The organism is Streptomyces sp. NPDC006610 (assembly GCF_040611575.1).
Lineage (GTDB): Bacteria > Actinomycetota > Actinomycetes > Streptomycetales > Streptomycetaceae > Streptomyces.
On record NZ_JBEXOP010000001.1, the window covers coordinates 123,862 to 148,026 of the forward strand.

19 protein-coding genes are annotated in these 24,165 nt (G+C 73.6%); 13 read left to right on the forward strand and 6 right to left on the reverse strand.

Annotated features, from left to right (window positions below; genetic code table 11):
• The first annotated feature begins 8 nt into the window (after window positions 1-8).
• The 4 genes from ABZY13_RS00570 to nudC all read left to right on the forward strand — a co-directional run bounded on the left by ABZY13_RS00570 (window position 9) and on the right by nudC (window position 9,597).
• Window positions 9-3,491 (forward strand): UvrD-helicase domain-containing protein, encoded by a 3,483-nt coding sequence (locus tag ABZY13_RS00570; RefSeq protein ID WP_356626456.1) that lies wholly within the window; start codon window positions 9-11, stop codon window positions 3,489-3,491.
• 102 nt (window positions 3,492-3,593) lie between these two features.
• Complete coding sequence (locus ABZY13_RS00575) at window positions 3,594-7,088, forward strand: ATP-dependent DNA helicase (protein ID WP_356626457.1); 3,495 nt, start codon at window positions 3,594-3,596, stop codon at window positions 7,086-7,088.
• Window positions 7,089-7,098: 10 nt separating this feature from the next.
• Window positions 7,099-8,502, forward strand: a complete 1,404-nt coding sequence (locus ABZY13_RS00580; protein ID WP_356626458.1) for a dipeptidase — start codon at window positions 7,099-7,101, stop codon at window positions 8,500-8,502.
• 153 nt (window positions 8,503-8,655) lie between these two features.
• Window positions 8,656-9,597, forward strand: a complete 942-nt coding sequence (gene nudC, locus ABZY13_RS00585) for an NAD(+) diphosphatase (RefSeq protein WP_356626460.1) — start codon at window positions 8,656-8,658, stop codon at window positions 9,595-9,597.
• A gap of 23 nt (window positions 9,598-9,620) precedes the next feature.
• Here the strand turns inward: nudC and ABZY13_RS00590 are convergent, their stop codons facing one another.
• Both ABZY13_RS00590 and ABZY13_RS00595 read right to left on the reverse strand, forming a co-directional pair.
• Window positions 9,621-9,815: a hypothetical protein gene (locus ABZY13_RS00590; RefSeq protein ID WP_356626461.1), complete on the reverse strand. Its 195-nt coding sequence runs from the start codon at window positions 9,813-9,815 to the stop codon at window positions 9,621-9,623.
• A gap of 84 nt (window positions 9,816-9,899) precedes the next feature.
• A complete protein-coding gene (locus ABZY13_RS00595) occupies window positions 9,900-10,157 on the reverse strand; it encodes a mycoredoxin (protein WP_356626463.1) in 258 nt (85 codons plus the stop codon).
• A gap of 174 nt (window positions 10,158-10,331) precedes the next feature.
• On the opposite strand from ABZY13_RS00595, the gene ABZY13_RS00600 reads away from it, so the two are divergent.
• The 4 genes from ABZY13_RS00600 (at window position 10,332) to ABZY13_RS00615 (ending at window position 13,903) form a co-directional block, all read left to right on the forward strand.
• Window positions 10,332-12,551: an ATP-dependent DNA helicase UvrD2 gene (locus tag ABZY13_RS00600; protein ID WP_356626465.1), complete on the forward strand. Its 2,220-nt coding sequence runs from the start codon at window positions 10,332-10,334 to the stop codon at window positions 12,549-12,551.
• 166 nt (window positions 12,552-12,717) lie between these two features.
• The gene (locus tag ABZY13_RS00605; RefSeq protein WP_356626466.1) at window positions 12,718-13,041 is read left to right on the forward strand and encodes a hypothetical protein; all 324 of its coding nucleotides are present in this window, start codon (window positions 12,718-12,720) and stop codon (window positions 13,039-13,041) included.
• 173 nt (window positions 13,042-13,214) lie between these two features.
• Window positions 13,215-13,583, forward strand: a complete 369-nt coding sequence (locus tag ABZY13_RS00610; RefSeq protein ID WP_030784068.1) for a WhiB family transcriptional regulator — start codon at window positions 13,215-13,217, stop codon at window positions 13,581-13,583.
• Complete coding sequence (locus tag ABZY13_RS00615) at window positions 13,580-13,903, forward strand: hypothetical protein (RefSeq protein ID WP_356626467.1); 324 nt, start codon at window positions 13,580-13,582, stop codon at window positions 13,901-13,903. The genes ABZY13_RS00610 and ABZY13_RS00615 overlap by 4 nt, the downstream gene beginning before the upstream one ends.
• An 80-nt stretch (window positions 13,904-13,983) precedes the next feature.
• On the opposite strand, the gene ABZY13_RS00620 is transcribed toward ABZY13_RS00615, so the two are convergent.
• Both ABZY13_RS00620 and ABZY13_RS00625 read right to left on the reverse strand, forming a co-directional pair.
• Window positions 13,984-15,384, reverse strand: a complete 1,401-nt coding sequence (locus ABZY13_RS00620; RefSeq protein ID WP_356626468.1) for an AarF/ABC1/UbiB kinase family protein — start codon at window positions 15,382-15,384, stop codon at window positions 13,984-13,986.
• Window positions 15,377-16,591 (reverse strand): TOMM precursor leader peptide-binding protein, encoded by a 1,215-nt coding sequence (locus tag ABZY13_RS00625; protein ID WP_356626470.1) that lies wholly within the window; start codon window positions 16,589-16,591, stop codon window positions 15,377-15,379. Before ABZY13_RS00625 ends, ABZY13_RS00620 begins: the two co-directional genes overlap by 8 nt.
• A 257-nt stretch (window positions 16,592-16,848) precedes the next feature.
• On the opposite strand from ABZY13_RS00625, the gene ABZY13_RS00630 reads away from it, so the two are divergent.
• The 4 genes from ABZY13_RS00630 to ABZY13_RS00645 all read left to right on the forward strand — a co-directional run bounded on the left by ABZY13_RS00630 (window position 16,849) and on the right by ABZY13_RS00645 (window position 20,664).
• Entirely contained in the window at window positions 16,849-17,445 is a 597-nt protein-coding gene (locus ABZY13_RS00630) for a M48 family metallopeptidase (RefSeq protein ID WP_356626472.1), read from the forward strand.
• A gap of 103 nt (window positions 17,446-17,548) precedes the next feature.
• A complete protein-coding gene (locus ABZY13_RS00635) occupies window positions 17,549-19,201 on the forward strand; it encodes a TerD family protein (RefSeq protein WP_356626474.1) in 1,653 nt (550 codons plus the stop codon).
• An 8-nt stretch (window positions 19,202-19,209) separates the two neighbouring features.
• Window positions 19,210-19,887, forward strand: coding sequence for an AIM24 family protein (locus tag ABZY13_RS00640; protein WP_356626476.1), 678 nt, complete (start codon window positions 19,210-19,212; stop codon window positions 19,885-19,887).
• 24 nt (window positions 19,888-19,911) lie between these two features.
• Window positions 19,912-20,664: an AIM24 family protein gene (locus ABZY13_RS00645; RefSeq protein ID WP_356626478.1), complete on the forward strand. Its 753-nt coding sequence runs from the start codon at window positions 19,912-19,914 to the stop codon at window positions 20,662-20,664.
• A gap of 114 nt (window positions 20,665-20,778) precedes the next feature.
• On the opposite strand, the gene ABZY13_RS00650 is transcribed toward ABZY13_RS00645, so the two are convergent.
• Complete coding sequence (locus tag ABZY13_RS00650) at window positions 20,779-21,300, reverse strand: NUDIX hydrolase (protein ID WP_356626480.1); 522 nt, start codon at window positions 21,298-21,300, stop codon at window positions 20,779-20,781.
• Complete coding sequence (locus ABZY13_RS00655; RefSeq protein WP_356626481.1) at window positions 21,297-22,754, reverse strand: zinc-dependent metalloprotease; 1,458 nt, start codon at window positions 22,752-22,754, stop codon at window positions 21,297-21,299. Before ABZY13_RS00655 ends, ABZY13_RS00650 begins: the two co-directional genes overlap by 4 nt.
• 193 nt (window positions 22,755-22,947) lie before the next feature.
• On the opposite strand from ABZY13_RS00655, the gene ABZY13_RS00660 reads away from it, so the two are divergent.
• Entirely contained in the window at window positions 22,948-24,060 is a 1,113-nt protein-coding gene (locus tag ABZY13_RS00660) for an SDR family oxidoreductase (protein ID WP_356626482.1), read from the forward strand.
• Window positions 24,061-24,165 lie beyond the last annotated feature (105 nt).

The following is a 24,165-nucleotide window of genomic DNA, read 5'->3' on the forward strand; positions in this document are numbered from 1 at the left end:
CGAACCACGTGAGCTCCTCTTCCTCCACCCGTCGCCTGTCGCACCCCCAGGTGCGCCAGGGGAACCGTGGCGCTTACCGGCTGGTCCGAACGCCGCCGGCGGAAGTGGATCCCCCTCGTCTGGACGCCGCGCAGCGCGCCGTGGTTGACCACCGCGCCGGCCCACTGCTCGTCCTCGCGGGCCCCGGCACCGGAAAGACCACCACGCTCGTGGAGTCCGTCGCGGCCCGGATCGAGCGCGGAGCCGACCCCGAACGCATCCTGGTCGTCACCTTCAGCCGCAAGGCGGCCGTCGCACTGCGCGACCGCATGGCCCTGCGCATAGGGGCGGCCCGCGCGCCCCGTGCGACCACCTTCCACTCGTTCTGCTACGCCCTCGTCCGCGCCCACCAGGACAGCGACCTGTTCGTCGAACCGCTGCGGCTGCTGTCCGGCCCCGAGCAGGACGTCACCGTGCGTTCCCTGCTGGAGGGCGAGCCGGACCTGGAACGGCTCGGCCTCGCGCACGTGCGCTGGCCCGACGAACTGCGCGCCTGCCTGACCACCCGGGGCTTCGCCGACGAGGTCCGCGCGGTGCTCGCCCGCAGCCGCGAGCTGGGCCTCGGCCCCGACGCGCTGGACGCCTTCGCCCGCCGCATCGGCCGCCCCGACTGGCGCGCCGCCGCCGCCTTCCTCGCCGAGTACCTCGACGTCCTCGACCTGCAGGGCGTCCTCGACTACGCCGAACTCGTCCACCGCGCGGTCCTGCTCGCCCGCCGCCCCGAGGTCGCCGCGCGCCTCACCGCCCAGTACGACGCCGTCTACGTGGACGAGTACCAGGACACCGACCCCGCCCAGGTACGGCTGCTGCACGCCCTCGCCGGCGACGGCCGCACCCTCGTGGCCTTCGGCGACCCCGACCAGTCGATCTACGCCTTCCGCGGCGCCGACGTGAACGGCATCCTCGACTTCCCGCGGACCTTCCCGCGCGCGGACGGCCGCCCGGCCCCCGTCGAGGTCCTGCGCACCTCCCGCCGCTCCTCCGCCGCCCTGCTGGCCGCCACCCGGCTGCTGACCCAGCGCATGCCGCTGACCCGCCTGCCGGCCGACAAGGTGCGCGCCCACCGGGAGCTGAACCCGGTCAGGGACGGCGGACGCGTCGAGGCGTACACGTACCCGACGCCCGGCACCGAACTGGACAACGTCGCCGACATCCTCCGTCGCGCCCACCTGGAGGACGGCGTTCCCTGGAGCGAGATGGCGGTCCTGGTCCGGGCCGGCGCCCGCACCATCCCGACGGTCCGCCGCGCCCTGACCGCGGCCGGCGTCCCCCTGGACATCGACGGAGACGACCTGCCGCTGCGCCACGAACCCGCGGTCGCCCCGCTGCTGACGGCGCTCCGCGCGGTGGCCACCGCGGAGGCGGGCCGGCGACCGCGGTCCGACGGTGACGGCGGTCCCGGTGAAGGCGGTCCCGGTGACGGCGCGGGTCCCGAAGACGGCGAGCGACCCGAAGACGGCGCGCGTTCCGAACGTGACCCGTCCGATGAGCCCGAACAGGACCCGTCCCCCGGGCCCGAACAGGACCCGTCCCCCGGGCCCGAACGAGACACCTCCGAGGGTTGCGAACCGGAGTCCGTCTGGCTCGACACCGAGACCGCCCTCACCCTGCTCACCTCCCCCCTCGCCGGCATGGACGCCGCCGACCTGCGCCGGCTCGGGCGCGCCCTGCGGGACGAGGAACGCGCCGCGGGCAACCCCGTACCCCCGCCCTCGGACACGCTGCTCGCGCGGGCGCTCGCCGAACCCGAGCGCCTGGTGGCGCACGACCCGGCGTACGCGCGCGGCGCCCAGCGGCTAGGCGCGCTGCTGCGCAAGGCCCGTGAACGCCTCGCGGGCGGCGGCACCGCCGAGGAGGCTCTGTGGGACCTGTGGGAGGGCACGCCCTGGCCCGCGCGTCTGGAACGCGCCGCCCGGCGCGGCGGCGCGGCCGGTCGCAACGCCGACCGCGACCTGGACGCCGTGTGCGCGCTGTTCGCCACCGCCGCCCGCGCGGAGGCACGCACCGGCGGCCGCGGCGCGCTGAACTTCCTGGAGGAACTGGCGGCCGAGGACATCGCCGCCGACACCCTCACGCGGCGCTCCGTACGCCCCGACGCGGTCCGGCTGATGACCGCCCACCGCGCCAAGGGCCTCGAATGGCGGCTGGTCGTGGTGGCGGGCGTGCAGGAGGGGCTGTGGCCGGACCTGCGCCGCCGCGGCTCCCTGCTGGAGGCCGACCGCATCGGCCGCGACGGGCTCGCCGAACCGCTCACCCCAGGGGCGCTGCTCGCCGAGGAACGCCGCCTTTTCTACGTCGCCGCCACCCGCGCGCGCGAGCGCCTCGTCGTCACCGCTGTGAAGGCGCCCGCCGACGACGGCGACCAGCCCTCCCGCTTCCTGACCGAACTCGGCGTCGAACCCAGGGACGTCACGGGCCGCCCGCGCCGTCCGCTGTCCGTCGCCGCGCTCGTCGCCGAACTGCGCGCCACCACGGTCGACCCGCGCGTCTCGGAGGCGCTCAGGCAGGCCGCGGCCCGCCGGCTGGCCCGGCTCGCCGCCCTGTCCGACGAGGACGGCCGCCCGCTGGTCCCCTCCGCGCACCCCTACCGGTGGTGGGGCATGTTCGAACCCACCGAGTCCAAGGTGCCGCTGCGCGACCGCGACCAGCCCGTCGTCCTGTCCGGCAGCGCCCTGGACCAGCTCGCCAACACCTGCGCCCTGCAGTGGTTCCTCGGGCGCGAGGTGAAGGCCGACGCGCCCGCCACGGCCGCCCAGGGCTTCGGCAACGTGGTGCACGTCCTCGCCGACGAGGTCGCCTCCGGGCGCACCCCGGCCGACCTCGCCGTGCTCATGGAGCGCCTCGACTCGGTGTGGGACGCGCTCGCCTTCGACGCGCCCTGGAAGTCGGCGCAGGAGAAGGAGCACGCGCGCGTGGCGCTCGAACGCTTCCTGAAATGGCACGTCACGGACCGTGGCGGACGCACGGCGGTCGCCGGCGAACACGAATTCGACGTCACCCTCGGCGCGGGCGAGTACGAGGTGCGCATCCGCGGCTCCATGGACCGCGTCGAGGCGGACGGCCAGGGACGCGCCTACGTCGTCGACTTCAAGACCGGCAAACAGGCGCCCAGCGCCGCCGACGTGGCACGCCACCCGCAGCTGGCCGTCTACCAGCTCGCCGTGCGCGAGGGCGCCGTCGACGAGGTCTTCGACGGTGTGCGCCCCGAGCCCGGCGGCGCCGAACTCGTGCAGCTGCGCCAGGGCGCCGCCAAGCGCGACGGCGGCGAGAGCCTGCCCAAGGTGCAGACCCAGGAGCCGCTGGAGGGGGAGTGGGCCGGCGAGCTGCTGGCCACCGCGGCGGGCAAGGTGCTGGACGAACGGTTCACCCCGACGGCGGGCCAGCACTGCACGCACTGCGCGTTCCGCGCGTCCTGCAGCGCCCGCCCCGAGGGCCGGCACGTGGTCGAGTGACGCCCGTGTGACCAGTCGCACCCCACGCGCCCACCTGCGCTTTCACCGGCGCGGGGAGCGATCCGGCACCCGCTGTCAGTGGTCGCCGCTAGCCTCTCTCGGGTGTCCGCACGCATCACCGATCCCGAGCAGCTCAAGGAGCTCCTCGGCATCCCGTTCACCCCGGAGCAGACGGCCTGCATCACCGCGCCGCCCGCCCCGCAGGTGATCGTGGCCGGAGCCGGGTCCGGCAAGACCACGGTGATGGCGGCACGCGTGGTCTGGCTGGTCGGCACCGGGCAGGTCGCCCCCGAACAGGTGCTGGGCCTCACCTTCACCAACAAGGCCGCGGGCGAACTCGCCGAACGTGTCCGCAAGGCCCTCGTCCGGGCCGGCGTCACCGACCCCGACGTCATCGATCCGGACAACCCCCCCGGCGAACCGGTGATCTCCACCTACCACTCCTTCGCCGGCCGCCTGCTGACCGACCACGGCCTGCGCATCGGCCTGGAGCCCACGTCCCGCCTCCTCGCCGACGCCACCCGCTACCAGCTGGCCGCACGCGTCCTGCGCGAAGCCCCCGGCCCCTACCCGGCGCTCACCCGCTCCTTCCCCGACCTGGTCGGCGACCTCCTGACCCTCGACTCCGAACTCGCCGAACACCTCGTACGCCCGGAGGACCTGCGCGCCTGGGACGCCGGGCTGCTGCGCACCCTGGAGAGCGCGAAGCTCACCAACGCCGACCTGCGCAAGGTCCCCGAGACGGCCGCCGCCCGCCGGGAACTGACCGAGCTGGTCCTGCGCTACCGGGCCGCCAAGCGCGAGCGGGACCTGCTCGACTTCGGCGACCAGATCGCCCTCGCCGCCCGGCTCGCCCGGCTGCCCGAGGTCGGCCGCCTGCTGCGCGAGGAGTTCCGCGTCGTCCTCCTGGACGAGTACCAGGACACCTCCGTCGCCCAGCGCGTCCTGCTCGCCGGCCTCTTCGGCGGCGGCACCGGCCACCCCGTGACCGCGGTCGGCGACCCCTGCCAGGCCATCTACGGCTGGCGCGGCGCCTCCGTCGCCAACCTCGACGACTTCCCCGAGCACTTCGCCCACGCAGACGGCCGCCCCGCCACCCGCCAGGCGCTCAGCGAGAACCGCCGCAGCGGCGGCCGCCTCCTCGACCTCGCCAACCGCCTCGCCGAGCCCCTGCGCGCCATGCACGCGGGCGTGGAGGCCCTCCGCCCGGCCCCCGGCGCCGAACGCGACGGCCTGGTCCGCTGCGCGCTGCTGCCCACCCACGCCGAGGAGATGGACTGGCTCGCCGACTCCATCGCCCACCTGGTGCGCACCGGGAAGGCGCCCGGCGAGATCGCCGTGCTGTGCCGCACGGCCACCGACTTCGCCGAGATCCAGGGCGCGCTCGTCGCCCGCGACGTCCCCGTCGAGGTCGTCGGCCTGTCCGGGCTGCTGCACCTGCCCGAGGTCGCCGACCTCGTCGCCGTCTGCGAGGTCCTCCAGGACCCCGGCGCCAACGCCTCCCTGGTCCGCCTGCTCACCGGCCCCCGCTGGCGGATCGGCCCGCGCGACCTCGCCCTCCTCGGCCGGCGCGCGCGGCTTCTGGTGTCCCACGCGCGCACCGGCGCCGACGACGACCCCGACCGCAGGCTCGCCCAGGCCGTCGAGGGCGTCGACCCGGCCGAGGTGATCTCCCTCGCCGACGCCCTCGACACCTTCCTGGAGACCCCGCTGGGGGGCGGCGGGGACGACGACGGCCTGCCCTTCTCACCGGACGCGCGCGTGCGCTTCGCCCGCCTCGCCGCCGAGCTGCGCGACCTGCGCCGCTCCCTGTCCGACCCGCTCATGGACGTCCTGCACCGCGTCCTCGCCGTCACCGGCCTGGAGGTGGAGCTGTCGGCGTCCCCGCACGCCCTCGCCGCCCGGCGCCGCGAGACCCTGTCCAACTTCCTCGACATCGCCGCCTCCTTCGCCGCCAATGAGAACGAGGCCTCCCTCCTCGCCTTCCTGGGTTTCCTGCGCACCGCCGCCCAGTACGAGAAGGGCCTCGACAACGCCCTGCCCGGCGGCGAGAACACCGTCAAGGTGCTCACCGCCCACCGCTCCAAGGGCCTGGAGTGGGACGTCGTCGCCGTCCCCGGCCTGGTCGCCGGCGCCTTCCCCAGCGGGCAGGGCCGCGAGAAGTGGACCGCGCAGGCCAAGGTGCTGCCTCACGAACTGCGCGGTGACGCCGACACCCTCCCCGACGTCCAGGAGTGGGACTCGCGCGGCATGAAGGCGTTCCACGAGGCCATGAAGGACCACCAGCACACCGAGGAACTCCGCCTCGGCTACGTCACCTTCACCCGCCCGCGCTCCCTGCTCCTCGGCTCCGGCCACTGGTGGGGCCCCACCCAGAAGAAGCCGCGCGGGCCCTCCGACTTCCTCCGGGCGCTGTACGACCACTGCGTCGCCGGCCACGGCGAGATCGAGGCCTGGGCCGACGAGCCCGCCGAGGACGCGGACAACCCCGCCCTGCACGCGGCGACCGCCGAGCAGCGCTGGCCGCTGCCCCTGGACGACGCCGCCCTGGCCCGCCGCCGCGCCGCCGCCGAGACCGTCCTCGCCCATCTCGACGCCCTCGGCTCCCACGAGGACGGCCACGGCGCCGCCGTACCCGACCCCGGCGCGTACGAGGATCCCGACTGGCCACCGCCGCCCGACGACGAGGACTTCCCGGAGGACGGCGGCGGACACGGTCCCGAGGACGACGACGGCCACGACCCGTACGACGAGCCGGAGGGCACACCCGACCCGGTCGGCCCGGATGCCTGGGACCGAGCCGGCCCGGCCGTCCCGCACCAGGCCACGGCCCCGCACGACGCCATGGACCGCCCCGGACGCCTCAGCCCGGAGGAGACCCGCACCGTCGCCTCCTGGGACCGCGACCTCGACGCCCTGACCGGGGAGCTGCTGCGGGCCCGGCAGTCCGTCACCGAGGTCCCGCTGCCCGCGTCGCTGACCGCCTCCCAGCTGATCGCCCTCGCCGCCGACCCGGACGGTTTCGCCCAGGAGCTGGCCCGCCCCATGCCCCGGCCGCCGCAGCCCGCCGCCCGCCGCGGCACCCGCTTCCACGCCTGGGTGGAGTCCCGTTTCGAAGAGCTGACCCTGCCCATGCTGGAACCGGACGAGCTGCCCGGCGGCGACGCAGAGATCGCCGACGAACAGGATCTCGAAGCGCTCAAGGACGCCTTCGAACGCACCGAGTACGCCCGCCGCACGCCCTACCGCGTCGAGGCGCCGTTCCAGCTCGCCGTAGCGGGCCGCGTCGTACGGGGCCGTATCGACGCCGTCTACCGGGACGTCGACGGCGAGCGGACCACGTACGAGATCGTCGACTGGAAGACCGGCCGCACCCGCGACGCCGACCCCCTCCAGCTCGCCGTGTACCGGCTCGCCTGGGCCGAGCAGCGGGGCGTGCCCGTGGAATCGGTCACGGCCGCGTTCGTGTACGTGCGCACCGGCGAGGTCGTCCGGCCCGAAGGGCTGCCCGGACGAGCCGAATTGGAGCGGCTGCTGCTGGGCGAGGAGCCGCCCGGTGACGAATCGCACGACCGGGCGGTCACCGCGGGCCGATAGGCTCGTGACCATGAGCCAGACCCCGGACAGCGCCGTCCGCGCGTACATCGACCAGCACCGCGCCGCCTTCCTCGACGACCTCGCCGCATGGCTGCGCATCCCCTCGGTGTCCGCCCAGCCCCACCACGCACCCGACGTGCGGCGCAGCGCCGACTGGCTCGCCGGAAAGCTCAGGGAGACCGGGTTCCCCGTCGCCGAGGTCTGGTCGACCCCGGGCGCCCCCGCCGTCTACGCCGAGTGGCCCTCCGCCGACCCCGAGGCGCCCACCGTCCTGGTCTACGGCCACCACGACGTCCAGCCCGCCGCCCGCGAGGACGGCTGGGACAGCGACCCCTTCGAGCCGGTGATCCGGGAGAACCGCCTCTACGCGCGCGGGGCCGCCGACGACAAGGGCCAGGTCCTCTTCCACACCCTCGGCGTCCGCGCCCACCTCGCCGCGACCGGCCGCACCGCCCCCGCCGTCCACCTCAAGCTGCTGATCGAGGGCGAGGAGGAGTCCAGCTCCCCGCACTTCCGCGCGCTGGTCGAGGAGCGGGCCGACCGGCTCGCCGCCGACGCCGTGATCGTCTCCGACACCGGCATGTGGTCCGAGGACACCCCCACCGTGTGCACCGGCATGCGCGGCCTGGTCGACTGCGAGATCCGCCTGTACGGCCCCGACCAGGACATCCACTCCGGCTCCTTCGGCGGCGCCGTCCCCAACCCGGCGACCGCCGCGGCGCGCCTCGTCGCCGCCCTGCACGACGAGCACGCGCGCGTGGCGATCCCCGGCTTCTACGACGGCGTCGTCGACCTCACCGACCGCGAGCGCGAACTCTTCGCCGAACTGCCCTTCGACGAGGAGCGGTGGCTGCGCACCGCGCAGTCCCGCGCCACCCACGGAGAGGCCGGCTACACCACCCTGGAGCGGGTGTGGGCCCGCCCGACGGCGGAGGTCAACGGCATCGGCGGTGGCTACCAGGGCCCCGGCAGCAAGACGATCATTCCTTCCTCGGCGATGGTGAAGCTGTCCTTCCGGCTGGTCGCCGGCCAGGACCCCGACCACGTCCGCAAGGCCGTCGAGGCCTGGATCGCGGACCGGGCGCCCGCCGGAATCCGGTACGAGACCGAGTTCTCCCCAGCCACGCGGCCCTGCCTGACCCCGCTGGACCACCCGGCCCTGCAGTCGGTGGCCCGCGCGATGGGCCGCGCCTTCGGAAAACCCGTCCGCTACACCCGCGAGGGCGGCTCCGGACCCGCCGCCGACCTCCAGGAGGTCCTCGGCGCACCCGTCCTGTTCCTCGGCGTCTCCGTTCCCTCCGACGGCTGGCACGCCCCCAACGAGAAGGCGGAGGTCGACCTCCTCCTCAAGGGCGCGGAAGCCGCCGCGTACCTGTGGGGCGACCTCGCCGAGCACTGGCGTCGTGGGAGCTGACCGCCGCACGCCGTCCGGGGCGGCCTACCGGCCGGGGCACACTGGAAGAACCCCGTCGAACCGCCCGGCCCCGGCCGCTCCGGCCGCCTCACGCCCTCGTCCCTCCGAACCGCCGTCGAATCAACCGTTCCACCGGGGGAGTTGGAAGCACCCGTGACCACCTGGACCGACCACACCGCCGACCGCCCCATCTCGCTCACCGCCCCGAGCGGCATCGACCGTGCCGCGCACCACCGGCTCGACGAGGCCTGGCTCGCGGCGGCGTGGAGCCACCCCACGACCCGCTGCTTCGTGGTTTCCGGCGGCCAGGTCCTCATCGACGAGACGCCCGACGGGCGCACCGAACTCGTCATGACCCCGTCCTTCGAAGCCCCCCTCACCGAGGCGCACCGCTACTTCCTCGGCATCGACGAGGACGGCGTCAGTTACTTCGCCCTCCAGAAGGACGCGCTGCCCGGCCGTATCGACCAGTCCGCGCGCCCCGCCGGACTGCGCGAGGCCGGACTGCTGCTCTCCCCCCGCGACGCGGGCCTGATGGTGCACGCGGTGGGGCTGGAGAACTGGCAGCGCACCCACCGCTTCTGCTCCCGCTGCGGTGAACGCACCGTCATCGCCGCGGCCGGGCACATCCGCCGCTGCCCCGCGTGCGGCGCCGAGCACTACCCGCGCACCGACCCCGCCGTGATCATGGCCGTGATCGACGAGAAGGACCGCATCCTGCTCGGCCGCCAGGTCCACTGGCCCGAGGGCCGCTTCTCCACGCTCGCCGGCTTCGTCGAACCGGGCGAGTCCGTCGAGCAGTCGGTGCGCCGCGAGGTCTACGAGGAGGCCGGCGTCACGATCGGCTCCGTCGAGTACGTGGCCAGCCAGCCCTGGCCGTTCCCGTCAAGCCTGATGCTCGGCTTCATGGCCCGCGCCACCTCCACCGACATCGACGTCGACGGCGACGAGATCCACGAGGCCCGCTGGTTCTCCCGCGACGAACTCGGCGCGGCCTTCGAGTCCGGCGAGGTGCTGCCCCCGTACGGCATCTCCATCGCGGCCCGGCTGATCGAGCTCTGGTACGGCAGGCCGCTGCCGACGCGCGGCGTCTGACGGGGACGGCCCGGCGCCGCCGGTCAGGGCAGCAGCGGCCGGCCCTCCCCGGCGGCGGCGATGTGCTCCGGCCGGACCGCGTCCTCGCCGTACTCCGCGGCGAAGGCCATCACCCGGCCGAGCGGTGAGTCGGGAGGCGGCGGGCCCTCGCTCACGGTGCCGCCGAGCATCATGGCGCCGAAGGCGGCGCCCACTTCCCGGGGATCGTCCATGTCCATGCGGACACCCTGGGCACCGGCACTGACAACGGCCCCGGTCGGCGGTGTCGCCGGCCGGGGCCGTCGCGTCGTGCGCGGGGTGGATCAGACGCCGAGGGCCTGCTTCACCTGGGCGAGGCTCGGGTTGGTCATCACGACCGCGTCTCCGCCCGCGGAGGGGACCACCTGCACCGTGGGAACGGTCTGGTTCCCGCCGTTGGCCTTCTCGACGAAGGCGGCGGACTCCGGGTCCTGCTCGATGTTGATCTCGGTGTACGCGATGCCCTCGCGGTCCAGCTGGCTCTTCAGCCGCCGGCAGTAGCCGCACCAGGTGGTGCTGTACATCGTCACAGTCCCCAGCATGTCTTCTCGCTCCTTCGCGGTGCCCGGGTCGGGGTCGTCGACTCCTGCAACATACGGGAGTGCACCACCATTCCCGAGGGTGACCGCGTGACTCCTGTCGCATTAGTACGACCGCGAGGGGCTCCCTGTGGACAACGGGCTCAGCCGTCCCGGGCGACCTGGCAGCATGGCCGTGTGACAGCAGCAACGCACACCACCCTCATCCCGCCCGTACCGGACTCGGCCGACGCGGTGCTCGAAGGGCTCGACCCCGAACAGCGCGAGGTCGCCACCGCGCTGCACGGCCCGGTGTGCGTACTGGCCGGCGCGGGCACCGGCAAGACCCGCGCGATCACCCACCGCATCGCCTATGGCGTGCGCGCCGGAATCCTGCAGCCTTCCAGCGTGCTCGCCGTCACCTTCACCAACCGTGCCGCCGGTGAGATGCGCGGCCGGCTGCGCCAGCTCGGCGCCACCGGCGTGCAGGCCCGCACCTTCCACTCCGCCGCACTGCGCCAGCTCCAGTACTTCTGGCCGAAGGCCGTCGGCGGCTCCATGCCCCGGCTGGTCGACCGCAAGATCCAGCTCGTCGCCGACGCGGCCGCCGCGTGCCGCATCCGTCTCGACCGGGGAGAGCTGCGGGACGTCACCGGGGAGATCGAGTGGTCCAAGGTCACCCAGACCATTCCGGCCGACTACCCGCTCGCCGCGGCGAAGGCCCGCCGTGAGACGCCCCGTGACGCGGCGGAGATCGTGGCGATCTACTCCGCCTACGAGGACGTCAAGCGGGACCGCGGCGTCATCGACTTCGAGGACGTGCTGCTGCTGACCGTCGCCGTCCTCCAGGACCGCAACGACATCGCCGAGCAGGTCCGCGCCCAGTACCAGCACTTCGTCGTCGACGAGTACCAGGACGTCAGCCCCCTGCAGCAGCGGCTGCTGGAGCTCTGGCTCGGCGACCGGGACAACCTGTGCGTGGTCGGCGACGCCAGCCAGACGATCTACTCGTTCACCGGAGCGACCCCCGACCACCTGCTCGACTTCCGCGTCCGCCACCCCGGCGCCACCGTCGTCAAGCTGGTCCGCGACTACCGCTCCACCCCGCAGATCGTCCATCTCGCCAACGGACTCCTCGGCCAGGCCCGCGGCCGCGCCGCCGATCACCGGCTGGAACTGGTCTCCCAGCGCCCCGCCGGCCCCGAGCCGGTCTACACCGAGTACGCCGACGAGCCCGCCGAGGCCGAAGGCGCCGCCCACCGCATCCGCGAACTCCTCGACGCGGGCTTCCCGGCCGGGGGGATCGCCGTCCTGTTCCGCACCAACGCCCAGTCCGAGACCTACGAACAGGCCCTCGCCGACGCCGGCATCCCCTACCAGTTGCGAGGCGCCGAGCGGTTCTTCGACCGCCCCGAGGTGCGCAAGGCCGGCATCGCGCTGCGCGCGGCGGCCCGCTTCGGCGGCAACGACGCCCTCCTCGAGCAGGCAGTCGACCTGCCCTCCCAGGTCCGCGCGGTGCTCTCCGGAGAGGGATGGACGACCTCGCCCCCGGCCGGCTCCGGTGCGGTGCGCGAACGCTGGGAGTCCCTGGCCGCGCTCGTCCGCCTCGCCGAGGACTTCGCCGCGGCCCAGCCCGGCGCCACCCTCGCCGACCTCGTCGCGGAACTGGACGAGCGGGCCAGTGCCCAGCACCCGCCGACCGTGCAGGGCGTCACCCTCGCCTCCCTGCACTCCGCCAAGGGCCTGGAGTGGGACGCCGTCTTCCTGGTCGGGGTCGCCGAGGGCATGATGCCGATCACCTACGCCAGGACCGACGAACAGATCGAGGAGGAGCGCAGACTCCTCTACGTCGGCGTCACCCGCGCCCGCTCGCACCTCCATGTCTCCTGGGCGCTGTCCCGCTCGCCCGGCGGGCGCCCCAGCAGACGCCCCAGCCGCTTCCTCGACGGACTGCGTCCCGGCTCCGGGACGGCCACGGGCCGCACCGGCACGGCCGGTGCCGCGGGAGGCATCGAGCGCGGCCACGGAGGAGTCCTCGGGGCCGGCGGCGGCACGGGCGCGGGTGCGCGGCGGCGGACCCAGCGCACCCCGGCGCGCTGCCGGGTCTGCGGGCGCACCCTCACCGACGCCGGCGAGATGAAGCTGATGCGCTGCGAGGACTGCCCCTCCGACATGGACGAGGGTGTCTACGAGCGGCTGCGCGAGTGGCGCGCGGTCCAGGCGCGGCGCAGCGGCCAGCCCGCCTTCTGCGTCTTCACCGACAAGACGCTCATGGCGATCGCCGAGAGCGTCCCCGACGACGCGGGGGAACTGGCCCGTATCCCGGGCGTCGGAGCGCGCAAGCTCAACCGCTACGGAGCCGACGTCCTGGCCATCTGCGCAGGCCAAGAGGTCGGGGCGGAAGAAGGCGGCGACTGATGCCAACTCGTCGAAAAAATAGTTTGCGCATGCCCCGGCAATCCCCATAGGTTCTTAGCCACGGGGACGGCGGCCTTCTCTGAGGCCCTGACTCCGTGTTGTACTTGCATATCCGTCGGACCGGCTTCACCCCGGTCCCCCTAGACGCCGAGAGGAGGCGAGTCCAGTGATCAGCATCAACACCAGCTTCAGCAGCGCGGCCAAAATGACCGATCGCTCGACCGTCTCCCTGTGCATGCTCGGCGTCTCCAACCCGGGCACCGGTCTGTCCGGCATTCGTGCCGTCCGTCCGGCGTCCTCCGTTGCTCTCGCGGGCCTTCCCGTCCGCGAGCGCGACGAGCGACCGACCAAGGCACTGGAAGCGGCAGTAGTGGCACAGGCCCAGGCCTATGCCTTTGCGGCGGCCGGTGCCGGATTCCGGAAGCAGACGACGCAGCACCACCTGATGTGGGCCTTCCGTGGGCCAGAACCCTGGAGTGATCCAGCCTGACGCGATCAGGCCGGCGCCTTCAGGGCCGCGGAACCCCATCCGGGATCCGCGGCCCTTCTGTTTGTCCCGAACGGGACGGCAGAGCGAAGGGGCCTCGGGACAAGAAAAGAACCCGGTACCAGCCGCCACCCGGTCGACCCCGACCGGAACGACCAGACGAGGAAGACGACCCCGTGCAACTCGAAGCGCACGCCCCGTCCGTACCGCCTTCCGAGACGATCCCCCCGCCCGGCCTCACGGAGGACTCCGCCTTGACCCCCCTCACCGCGCTCACCGCGCTCGACGACGCCATCGAGAACCTCGGCGTACCCGTCCCCTGCCGCTCCTACGACCCGGAGGTCTTCTTCGCCGAGTCGCCCGCGGACGTGGAGTACGCCAAGTCCCTGTGCCGCACCTGCCCGCTGATGGAGGCCTGCCTCGCCGGCGCCAAGGAGCGGCGTGAGCCCTGGGGCGTCTGGGGCGGAGAGCTGTTCGTCCAGGGTGTCGTCGTCGCCCGGAAGCGGCCGCGTGGCCGCCCGCGCAAGAACCCGGTCACAGCATGAACACCGCAGGCACGATCGACAGCCCCCTCACGCACGACCCCCAGAAGCAGGCCCCGATGAAGCCGTCCACCCATGAGCCCACCGGCTCCGCGACCTCAGACGTCATCACCACCGGCGCGAACGACTCGCGTCAGAACAGGAACCGCGAGATGCAACTCATCCAAGAAGCCCTGGCTCGTGCGCATATGCACGACCGGCTGCACGACGCCCGGCAGGAGCGCCGGGCCGTGAGTCTGGTGGCCGCCCGCCGGATGCAGCGCCGGGCCGAGCGCGCCTCACGGCGCGCCCGGCGCGCGCTCGCCATCGCGGTCATGCAGTAACGCTCACGCCCTCACACCGAAGGCTCCCCGCGGGGGCCGGCCCGTCCGAACGGGCCGGCCCCCGCGCCGCGTTCGGCGTGTCACCCCTCCGCCGCCGTCTCGTCCTCGGCGAGACCGCCGGGGCCGGCCGCGTAGTCCTCGTCCTCGTCCTCCGCCACGAAGCCGGGCAGCCATGCCTCGAGTTCGTCGCGGAGGCGGACCGTCGCGCCCAGCTGGCACAGGACGCCGATGGTGCTGAGGGTCACGCGATGGATCAGGAGATACGCCGGCGGCAGGTTGAGCTGCTTGCCGAGCTGGTGGGCGGGGGAGCGAGGGTCGGCCACCCGGGCCGCCTGGCTGCGCATCCAGCCCCGGGTGAAGGTGAACTCGTCGGCCTGGGCCGGTTCGATGATCGGCAGCAGATAGTCGAGCACGGCGTCCGGGTCCAGCTCTATGGTCTCCTTGACGAAGCCCTCAGCCCTCAGCAGGTCGTAGACCGCCTCCGCGTCGCCGTCCAGGGTCATCCGCAGGGAGTCGCCGATCGGCGTCGGCAGGCCGCCCGGCAACCGGTCGACCGTGCCGAAGTCCAGGACGCCGAGGCGCCACTCCTCCTCGCCGTCCGCGGTGCCGGGCAGCAGACGGAAGTTGCCGGGATGCGGGTCGGCGTGCAGCAGGCCGGTGCGGGCCGGGCCGGAGAACAGGAAGCGGGCGAGGAGCTGACCGGCCCGGTCGCGCTGCTCCTGGGTGCCGTCCGTGATGATCTCCGACATCGGGATGCCGTCGATCCACTCGGTCACCAGCACCTCGTCGCACTGGTGGACCACGGCGGGCACCACGACGTCGGGATCGCCTGCGAACTCCTCGGCGTGGGTCTGCTGGGCCTGGGCCTCCAGGCCGTAGTCCAGTTCCTCGGAGACGCGGTCCCGCAGCTCCGAGATCAGGGGCTTGATGTCCATCCCCGGGATCAGGGGGCCCAGCAGGCGGGCGAAGCGGCTGAGTTGGCCCAGGTCGGAAAGCAGGGCCTCGCCCGCTCCCGGGTACTGCACCTTGACCGCGACCTCCCGGCCGTCGTGCCACACCGCCCGGTGCACCTGACCGATCGAGGCCGCCGCGGCCGGCTTCTCCTCGAACTCCAGGAACAGCTCACGCCAGTCCTCGCCGAGCCGCTCGGCGAGGACCTGGTGCACCGTGCGCGTCGGCATCGGCGGCGCCGCGTCCTGGAGCTTGGTCAGGGCCGCGCGGTAGGGACCGGCGACCTCCTCGGGCAGCGCCGACTCGAAGACGGACAGGGCCTGCCCGAACTTCATCGCACCGCCCTTGAGCTCGCCGAGCACCTTGAACAGCTGCTCCGCCGTGCGCTGCTGCAACTCGCGGCCGACGATGTCCGCCGACTCGCCGACGATCCGCTTGCCGAGGCCCCAGGTGGCCCGCCCGGCGATCCCGAGCGGGAGCGCGGCGAGCTTGGCGGTCCGGGTGACCGCCTTGCGGGGAAGATCAGACATGCGCCCTCCAAGTCCCAGCCGGCCGCGCCGCGCCTGCCGTACGGCATAACTCGTTCGGCGACCGTTCCACCGCCATTGTCGCGTGTGCGTCCGCTTCCTCGACGGCCTGTTCCCCCTTTCCTCTCTCCGCCGCCCCGCACGGACATGCGGGATGCGGCCAGACCGGCCGCGGATGCCACTGCAGAGCGGGCAGCGACACCTCCCAGCGGGCGCCCGCGGTGGAGGGCGACCGGCCGTCGAGGAAGGTGAGCGCGTGCGCGGCCGTGAGGCCGGCGACCACGGTGGCCAGTGTCACGTCGCAGGGGCGGACGGACCGCTGCCTGCCCGAGCGCCACTGGGCGACCAGACGTGGCCAGACCGGGTCCCGGTCGGTCCGGTCCTCGTGCAGACAGCGGGCGCAGCCCGTCTCGCCCGGCAGGACCAGCGGGCCGACGATGCCGGTGGCCTCCACGACCCCGGCGTACAGATGCGGCGTACCCGAGGCGACGAGGGACTCCGCGGTCTCCGGGGCGGGCGCGTGCACGGCGACGTCGTCGCGCGGGGCGAGGATCACCAGGGAGAAGCCGGGATCCGTCGGCGGGGACGCGGTCCGGTCGGGCCCGCGGGGCGGGCGGTCGGGGGCGGCGGCGCGCACCGCCCGCCGGGCCGCCGCGTCCCGGCGTTCACCGACGGACTCGGCGGGCAGGCCGCCGGGGCAGACGTCCCACGGCTCCACGGTGCCGCTGTCGCGCACGTCCACCTCGCCGACGCCCGCGCCCGACAGGAGGGCGGCCACCGTCGCGCCGACCCGGCCGGCGCCGCGCACCTGCACCCGCAGGGAGCGGCGGGCGGCCAGGCGTCCCATCGCGTCGCCCGGCTCCGAGGTGGTGACCGAGAGGGTGGCGAGGTCGGGGCCGAGCCGGTCGAGGACGGCCTGCTTCTCGCGCAGGGCGTCCGCCTCCGGTCCGCCGCCCCTGGCGTCGTCGACGAGTCCGGCCCTGGCCAGTCGCCGCACCAGGGTGTCGACATGGCCGTCGGGCAGGTCCATGCTGCGGGCCTCCTCCCGCAGCAGGGGCAGTCCGCGGGTGCCGTTGAGCAGGTCGAGGAAGCTGCCCGTGGCGGTGTCCATCGGGCCGAGTGTCATCGCGTGCGCCGGTGTCATTCCGAACTGCACCGTGTTCAGGTCGCGCCAGCCGCGCCGGAGCGCGGGTTTCACCATCGGATGCATGCCAGGCCCCCGTATTGCCGTGGTCGGAGAGGATCGTGAACGTGCGGTGATGCCGGAGAGCTGCGAAATGTCCGGGTCGGTCCTGCCCGTTCGCGTTGCGCCGGCGAACTCCAGCATGCCCGGGCCGGTTGCGGGGCGTCGGAAGTTGTCCACAGGCGGTGAGGATCAGTCGTACGAATCAAACGGTCGGTGGGGGATCATGGCGGAACCGACTCGGAGCCGGGACTTCCCGCCCGCGCACCGGGTAACGTCGTGGCGTGCCCGCCGACCCACTGCACAGCGCCGGAAAGACACAGCGCAGCACGACGAGCCAGCCGCCGGGCGGCCCGGGGGCGAGCGCGATCGAGGTGCGCAGGAGCGCCCGGCGCCGCCGGACGGTCTCCGCGTACCGCGAGGGCGATCGCACCGTCGTGCTCATCCCGGCCCGGATGTCCGAGGCCGAGGAACAGCGCTGGGTGACCGTCATGCTCGACAAGCTGGCCGCCCAGGAGAGCAAGCGGGTGCTCGGCGACGCCGAACTCGCGGAGCGAGCCGAGCGGCTGTCGGCACAGTACTTCGGCGGGCGTGCCCGGCCGGCCTCGGTTCGCTGGGTCACCAACCAGAACACGCGCTGGGGCTCGTGCACCCCGGCCGAGGGCAGCATCCGGCTCTCGCACCGGCTTCAGGGCATGCCCGAGTACGTCGTCGACTACGTTCTCCTGCACGAGCTGGCACATCTGCTGGTGCCGGGCCACGGCCCCCGCTTCTGGCGGCTGCTGGAGGCCTATCCGCGCACCGAGCGGGCCCGCGGCTACCTGGAGGGGGTCGTCGCCGCCGACCGGCTGCCCCACCTGCCCGGCGCGCGCGCCGAGTGACGGGGCTTGTGTACCGGGTCTGTACCGACTTCATCCGTTCTCCAGGTTTGCGGTTAGCCTGACGCGACGCACTCGCACTCGGGATGGGGGACGGTCGTAACGCATGGCCAGGGACTTCCAACGCGGCCACAAGGCCAGGATCAGTGACCTCACCGCGGGCACGGATCTGTACATAGGCGTGCAGATCTCCGCCCCCGGACTGACCTTCGACATCAGTTGCTTCGGACTGGACGCCGACGAACGGCTCTCCGACGACCGGTACTTCGTCTTCTTCAACCAGCCGAAGTCACCCGAGGAAGCCATTCAGCTCCTCGGCCCGCAGGCGGGCGACACCGAGTCCTTCCGGGTCACCCTCGACCGGATCCCGCCGCAGATCCAGAAGCTGTCGTTCACCGCGACGATCGACGGCGACGGTCGGATGTCGCAGATCAACCCCGGGTGCATCCGCATCGTGGCGGGTGGCGAGGAAGTCGCGCGGTACGCGTTCGACGGCTCGGAGTTCTCCACCGAGCGCGCGGTGATGCTCGGCGACTTCTACCTCAAGGACGTGTGGCGTTTCGCCGCCGTCGGGCAGGGCTTCGACGGCGGGCTGGAGGCGCTGCTGAAGAACTTCGGCGGCGAGGTCGCCGAGGAGCAGCCCGCCGAGCCGCAGCCCCAGCAGCCGCAGGCCGGCGCCGCACCCGGTTTCGCGCCGCCCGCCTTCGCGCCCCCGGCCGCCCCCGCGCCTGCTGCCCCCGCGCCCCAGCCGGCGCCGGGCTTCGCACCGCCCCCGGCCGCCCCGTCGCCCTCCGTGTACGCGGCCCCGACGGTCGCCGCGCCCCTGGCCACCCCGCCCGCCGGAACCACCCCGCCTCCTGCGGCACCCGCCCCCCAAGGCGCCCCCTTCACGCCGCCCGGAGCGACGCCGCCCTCGGGTGGCCCCTTTACACCCCCCGGCTCCGTGCCTCCCCCTGGCTCCGTGCCTCCGCCCGGATCGGTACCGCCGCCGGGCTCCGTGCCGCCCCCCGGCGGCCAGTTCGCCCCGCCCGGCGCACCGGCCTTCCCCGGTCAGGGCCAGCCCTTCGGCGGCGGGACGGGCCTCGCACCCGTACCCCCGGAGGCGGGCCTGCGCGTCGTCCTCACGAAGTACGCCGAGGCCCCCGTGGGCGACCGCTGGACCGAGCAGAACCCGCAGCTGGTGCGGGCCACCCTCACCAAGGGCGCCAACATCCTCGCCAAGCAGGGCAGCATGGTCGCCTACCAGGGCGACATCGACTTCGCCCACAAGGGCTCCGGGCTGCTCGGCAAGCTCACCGGCCAGCTCACCGGCCAGGGCATGTCCCTGATGCGCTGTTCGGGTGACGGCGAGGTCTTCCTCGCGGACGAGGGCAGCCGGCTGTTCGTCATCCGCCTCCAGGGGGACCAGCTCTACACCAGCGCGCGCGGGGTGCTCGCCTTCGACGAGGCCCTGGACACCGAGATCCGGCGCATCGAGGGCGCGGGCCTGCCCGGCGGCGGCCTGTTCAGCATGCTCTTCTCGGGCACCGGCGCGGTCGTCGTCAAGACGCGCGGCGTGCCCGTCGTGCTGCCCGTGGGACCGGCGACCTACGTGGACGGCAATGCCGTGATCGCCTGGTCGGCGGGCGCGCAGGCCGTCACCACGACCTCGCTGCGGCTGCGCCGCTCCGGATACGCCCGGCACAGCTCGGAGGCCGTCAACCTCCAGTTCCGCGGCGCGCCCGGCAACTTCGTCGTCGTCCAGCCCTTCGAGGTGTGAGGCAGCACATGGACCTCCAGACACTCCACGCGCAGCGCTCCGCGGCCACCGGCGTCCGGATGAGCGTGCACAGCTCCAAGACCCTCAAGGTCACCATGGTCAGCGGCCAGGACCTGTACGCCAAGGCCGGCTCGATGATCGCCTACGACGGGTACGTGCAGTTCGAGGCGCCGCCCGGCAGCCTGCGCCGCACGGCGGAGGAGATGGTCACCGGCGAGGGCGGCAAGCTGATGCTGTGCCGCGGCGACGGCGAGCTGTACCTCGCCGACTACGGCGGCGACATCCTCGTCGTCCACCTCGACAACGAGGCCATCTCCGTCAACGGGCCCACTCTGCTGGCCTGCGACGCCTCGCTCCAGCTGAGCATCGAACCCGTCAAGGGCCTGGCCAAGCTCTCCGGCTCCGGCCTGACCAACCTCGTCGTCCGCGGCACCGGCTGGGTCGCCCTGGTCTGCCGCGGCGTGCCGATCTCGCTGGACTGCGCCGAGCGGGAGACCTACGTCGACCCGGACGCGCTGATCGCCTGGACCGACGGACTCGACATGAAGGCCCGGCGGACCATCAAGGCGAGCGCCCTGATCGGGCGCGGCAGCGGCGAGGCCTTCCAGATCGGCTTCAAGGGACAGGGCTTCGTGGTCGTCCAGCCCAGCGAGGACACCGGCGACCGCTTCAAGATCCGTGGCTGACCGGGGCTGAGAGGACCAGCACACATGCACAGCACACTCTTCGCGCACATCCCGGTGGAGTCCACCGAGCGCTACACACTGCAGAACCCGCAGCTGCTCAAGACCGACGTGACCCGGGGCGGCAGCCCGGTCCTGGCCCGGCAGGGCGCGATGGTCGCCTTCGAGGGTCAGATCGAGTTCGACAGCCAGTACCGCAGCCGCAGCTGGCGCAACGTCGAACGGCTGACCGGTGAGCACTTGGAGCTGATGCGCTGCAAGGGCAACGGGATCGTGTACCTCGCCAACTTCGCGCAGTACCTGCACATCATGGACGTCGGCCGCGGCATCACCGTCGACTCCTCGGCGGTGCTGGCCTTCGACGGGTCGCTGGGCGTCGGCATCGTCGCCGTCGACAGCGCCGTCGAGGTGGCCTCGGCGGGGCAGTACAACCTGGAGCTGTCCGGGTCCGGGCAGGTCGTTCTGATGACCTCGGGCGAGCCGCTGGTCCTGGAGGTGACGCCGGAGAAGAACATCTGCTGCGACGCGGACGCGGTCATCGCCTGGTCGACGTCCCTGCGCACCCAGCTCCAGGCCCCCACGTCCACTTCTGCCGTGTGGCGGCGCCGGGGCTCCACCGGCGAGGGCTGGGAGATGCACTTCGGAGGCACCGGCCATGTCCTGGTGCAGCCGAGCGAGCTGCTTCCGCCGCAGCATCTGCGCACGTCGGGCGTGCTCGGGCAGTTCGGCATGGGCTCGGGCGGGCTGAGCGGCAACTCGCTGGGCGGCAGCCGCAGCTGACGTCGCGCGCGGGCAACGGGTAAGGGGCGGCCGACATGGCGACCGCCCCTTACTTCTTCCTGCATGCATCCGTCCTCGCCGGTCCTGGCGGAGCCGTCCGAGGGGGCGTCCGCCTCAGCAGCCGAGCCTCGCGCGGGCGGCCTCCAGCAGCCGTACGACCGAGTCGTCGGCGACGTCGGCGACCTGCCCGTAGGCAAACCAGCGCAGGTCGAGGGACTCGTCGCTGATCGCCTCCACCGCGCCGACGGGGGCGAGCGCCGCGTACTGCACGTCCAGGTGCCAGGCGCAGGGCGTCAGGTGCCGGTCCAGCCGCACCGGGCCGCCGGGCAGCAGGGCGAGCCCCGGGATGCCGGACTCCTCTGTCCCCTCGCGCAGGGCCGCCGACGCGAGCGTCGCGTCCGCGGGCTCGCAGTGGCCGCCCATCTGCAGCCACATGCGGAGCTTGCGGTGCAGGGTGAGCAGCACGCGCTCCCGCTCGGGGTCGATCACCAGCGCGCTCGCCGTGATGTGCCCGTCCACGCAGGACTTCCACATGCCGTCCGGATGGGCCGCCAAATGGTCCAGATAGGTCTGGCGCAGCTCGGGCTGGTCCTCGTACTCCTTGAGCACGAGGACCGCGTCGTCGTGGAGGCTCACTCGGCGCCGTCGCCCTCCGCGTCGTCCTCCTGCTTCTTGGCCGGGTCCGGCTTGTCGGCCGGCTTTCCGCTCGCGCCGCCGGCCGCCTCGCCGAGCATCTTGTCCAGCTCGGAGAAGTCCAGCTGCTCGCGGTGGACGAAGCCGTCCGGATCGTCCAGGTCGTGCGCCGTCGGCAGCATGTCGGGGTGCGCCCACAGGGCGTCGCGGCCGTCGACGCCGCGCGCGTCCGTCAGGGACGCCCACAGGCGGGAGGCGTCCCGCAGCCGGCGCGGGCGCAACTCCAGGCCGATCAGCGTGGCGAACGTCTGCTCGGCCGGGCCGCCCGACGCGCGGCGGCGGCGCAGCGTCTCGCGCAGCGCGTCCGCCGACGACAGCCGGGGCTTCGCCGCCGCGTGCACGACCGCGTCCACCCAGCCCTCGACCAGCGCCAGGGCCGTCTCCAGGCGGGCGAGGGCCGCCTTCTGCTCGGGTGTGTCCTCCGGCTGGAACATGCCCTGCTGGAGGGCGTCCTGCAGCTGCTCGGGGTTCTGCGGGTCGAACTGGCCGACCACGTCCTCCAGCTTGGCCGTGTCCACCTTGATCCCGCGCGCGTAGCCGTCGACGGCGCCGAACAGGTGAGAGCGCAGCCACGGCACATGCGCGAACAGGCGCTGGTGGGCGGCCTCGCGCAGCGCGAGATACAGCCGCACCTCGTCCTTCGGCACGCCGAGGTCCTTGCCGAAGGCCTCGATGTTCACCGGCAGCAGCGCGGCCCGCCCGGCCGGTCCGAGCGGCAGGCCGATGTCGGTCGAACCGACCACCTCGCCCGCGAGCACGCCCACGGCCTGCCCGATCTGCGTGCCGAACATGGCGCCGCCCATCGAGCGCATCATGCCGATCAGCGGGCCGGCCATGGCCTGCATCTCCTCCGGCAGGACGTCGCCCATGGCGGCGCCGACCCGCTCGGCGACCGGGTCGACGAGTTCCTGCCACGCGGGCAGGGTCGCCTCGACCCACTCCGCGCGGCTCCAGGCCACCGCGGAGCCGGCGCCGGACGGCAGCGACGTGGCGTCGTCGAGCCACAGGTCGGCCAGGCGGACGGCCTCCTGGACGGCGTTGCGCTCGGCGGGGCCGACGCTCGCGTCCTTGGTGCCGTCCTGGGTGCCCTGGGCGACCGTCTGGCGGGCGATCTGCTTGGCCATGTCCCAGTTCACCGGGCCGCCCTCGTAGGAGAGCATCTGGCCCAGCTGCTGGAAGGCGGCGCCCAGGTCGGTGGGGTTCAGCGAACCGAACATGGCAGCGAACGGATTGTCCGCACCGGGGCCACCCAGGCCTCCGGCGCCGGGCAGCGACCCGAAACCGAACGGGTTGGCCGGTCCCTGCCCACCACCGCTCTGCTGGTCCTTCTTCTTGCCCTCGTCGCCGTTCTCCGGCTCCTCCGGCGGAAGGCCGAATCCGAATGGGGTGTCACTCACGGGATTCCTCGGCTGGTAAGGCCACCGGTTCTTTCCGGCGGCACGACTGCCCGACAACACCACCCAGCGTAGACACCCGGGGCGGTTCGGGCCTCGGTGCTTCGCCGACACAGCGTCTGCGGCAGGATGGATGCCACCTGGTACGTACGCGTCACTCGCGCTCGTATGTGAAGACAACCGCTGGAGACGCCCGGTGAGTTCCCCAGATCCGCAGGTTCGCGCAGCGCGAAACCACTCAACCCCGCCGGTGCCGCGCGGGCCCGTCGTCGCGGTCACCGGCGCCGCGACCGGCGTCGGCGCGCTGCTCACCGCGCGGCTGGCCGCGTCGGAGGAGATCAGGCAGGTCATCGCCATCGACGAGCGGCGCGGCGAGTGCCAGGAGGCCCGCTGGCACATCCTCGACGTGCGCGACCCGGCCATCGCGGAGAAGCTCCGCGGCGCCGACGTGGTCGTGCACCTGGCGCTCGACCTCGACCTGGAGACCGACGCCGCCGCCCGGACGGCGTACAACGTCCGCGGCACCCAGACCGTGCTCACCGCGGCCGCCGCGGCAGGCGTCCACCGGGTGGTGCTGTGCACCTCGGCCATGGTCTACGGCGCGCTGCCCGACAACGAACTGCCGCTGTCGGAGGACGCCGAACTGCGGGCCACCGCGGAGGCCACCGGAGTCGGCGACCTCCTGGAGGTCGAGCGGCTCGGCCGGCGCGCCCCCCGCGCGCACCCCGGCCTCAACGTCACCGTGGTGCGCCCGGCCGTGCTGGTCGGCGGCACCGACACCGCGCTGACCAGGTACTTCGAGTCTCCCCGGCTGCTGGTGGTGGCGGGCTCGCGGCCGGCCTGGCAGTTCTGCCACGTCGAGGACCTGTGCAGCGCCCTGGAGTACGCCGTCCTGGAGAAGGTCGACGGCGAGCTGGTCGTGGGGTGCGACGGATGGCTGGAGCAGGAGGAGGTGGAGGAGCTGAGCGGGATCCGGCGCATGGAGCTGCCGTCGGCGGTCGCGCTCGGCGCCGCCGCCCGGCTGCACCGGATCGGGCTCACCCCGTCCCCGGCGGGCGACCTGGCCTACACGATGTACCCGTGGGTGGTCAGCGGCAGCCGGCTGCACGACGCCGGCTGGCGGCCCCGGTGGACGAACGAGGAGGTCCTCGCGGAACTGCTGGAGGAGGTCTCCGGGCGGCACACCGTGGCCGGCCGGCGGCTCGGCCGCAAGGACGCGACGGCCGCGGGCGCGGCGGGCGCGACGGTCGCCCTGCTGGGCGCCGCCGCGGTGGTACGGCGGGCGCGCAAGGCCCGGCGGCGCATCTGACCGGCGCGGTCCCGACCCGCGTACCGCTCGCGGACGACCGGCGCGTCCCCATGGGTGCCCCTGAAGTAGCCCCGCCGCGCACGCGCGCGTGGCCGACGACGACGC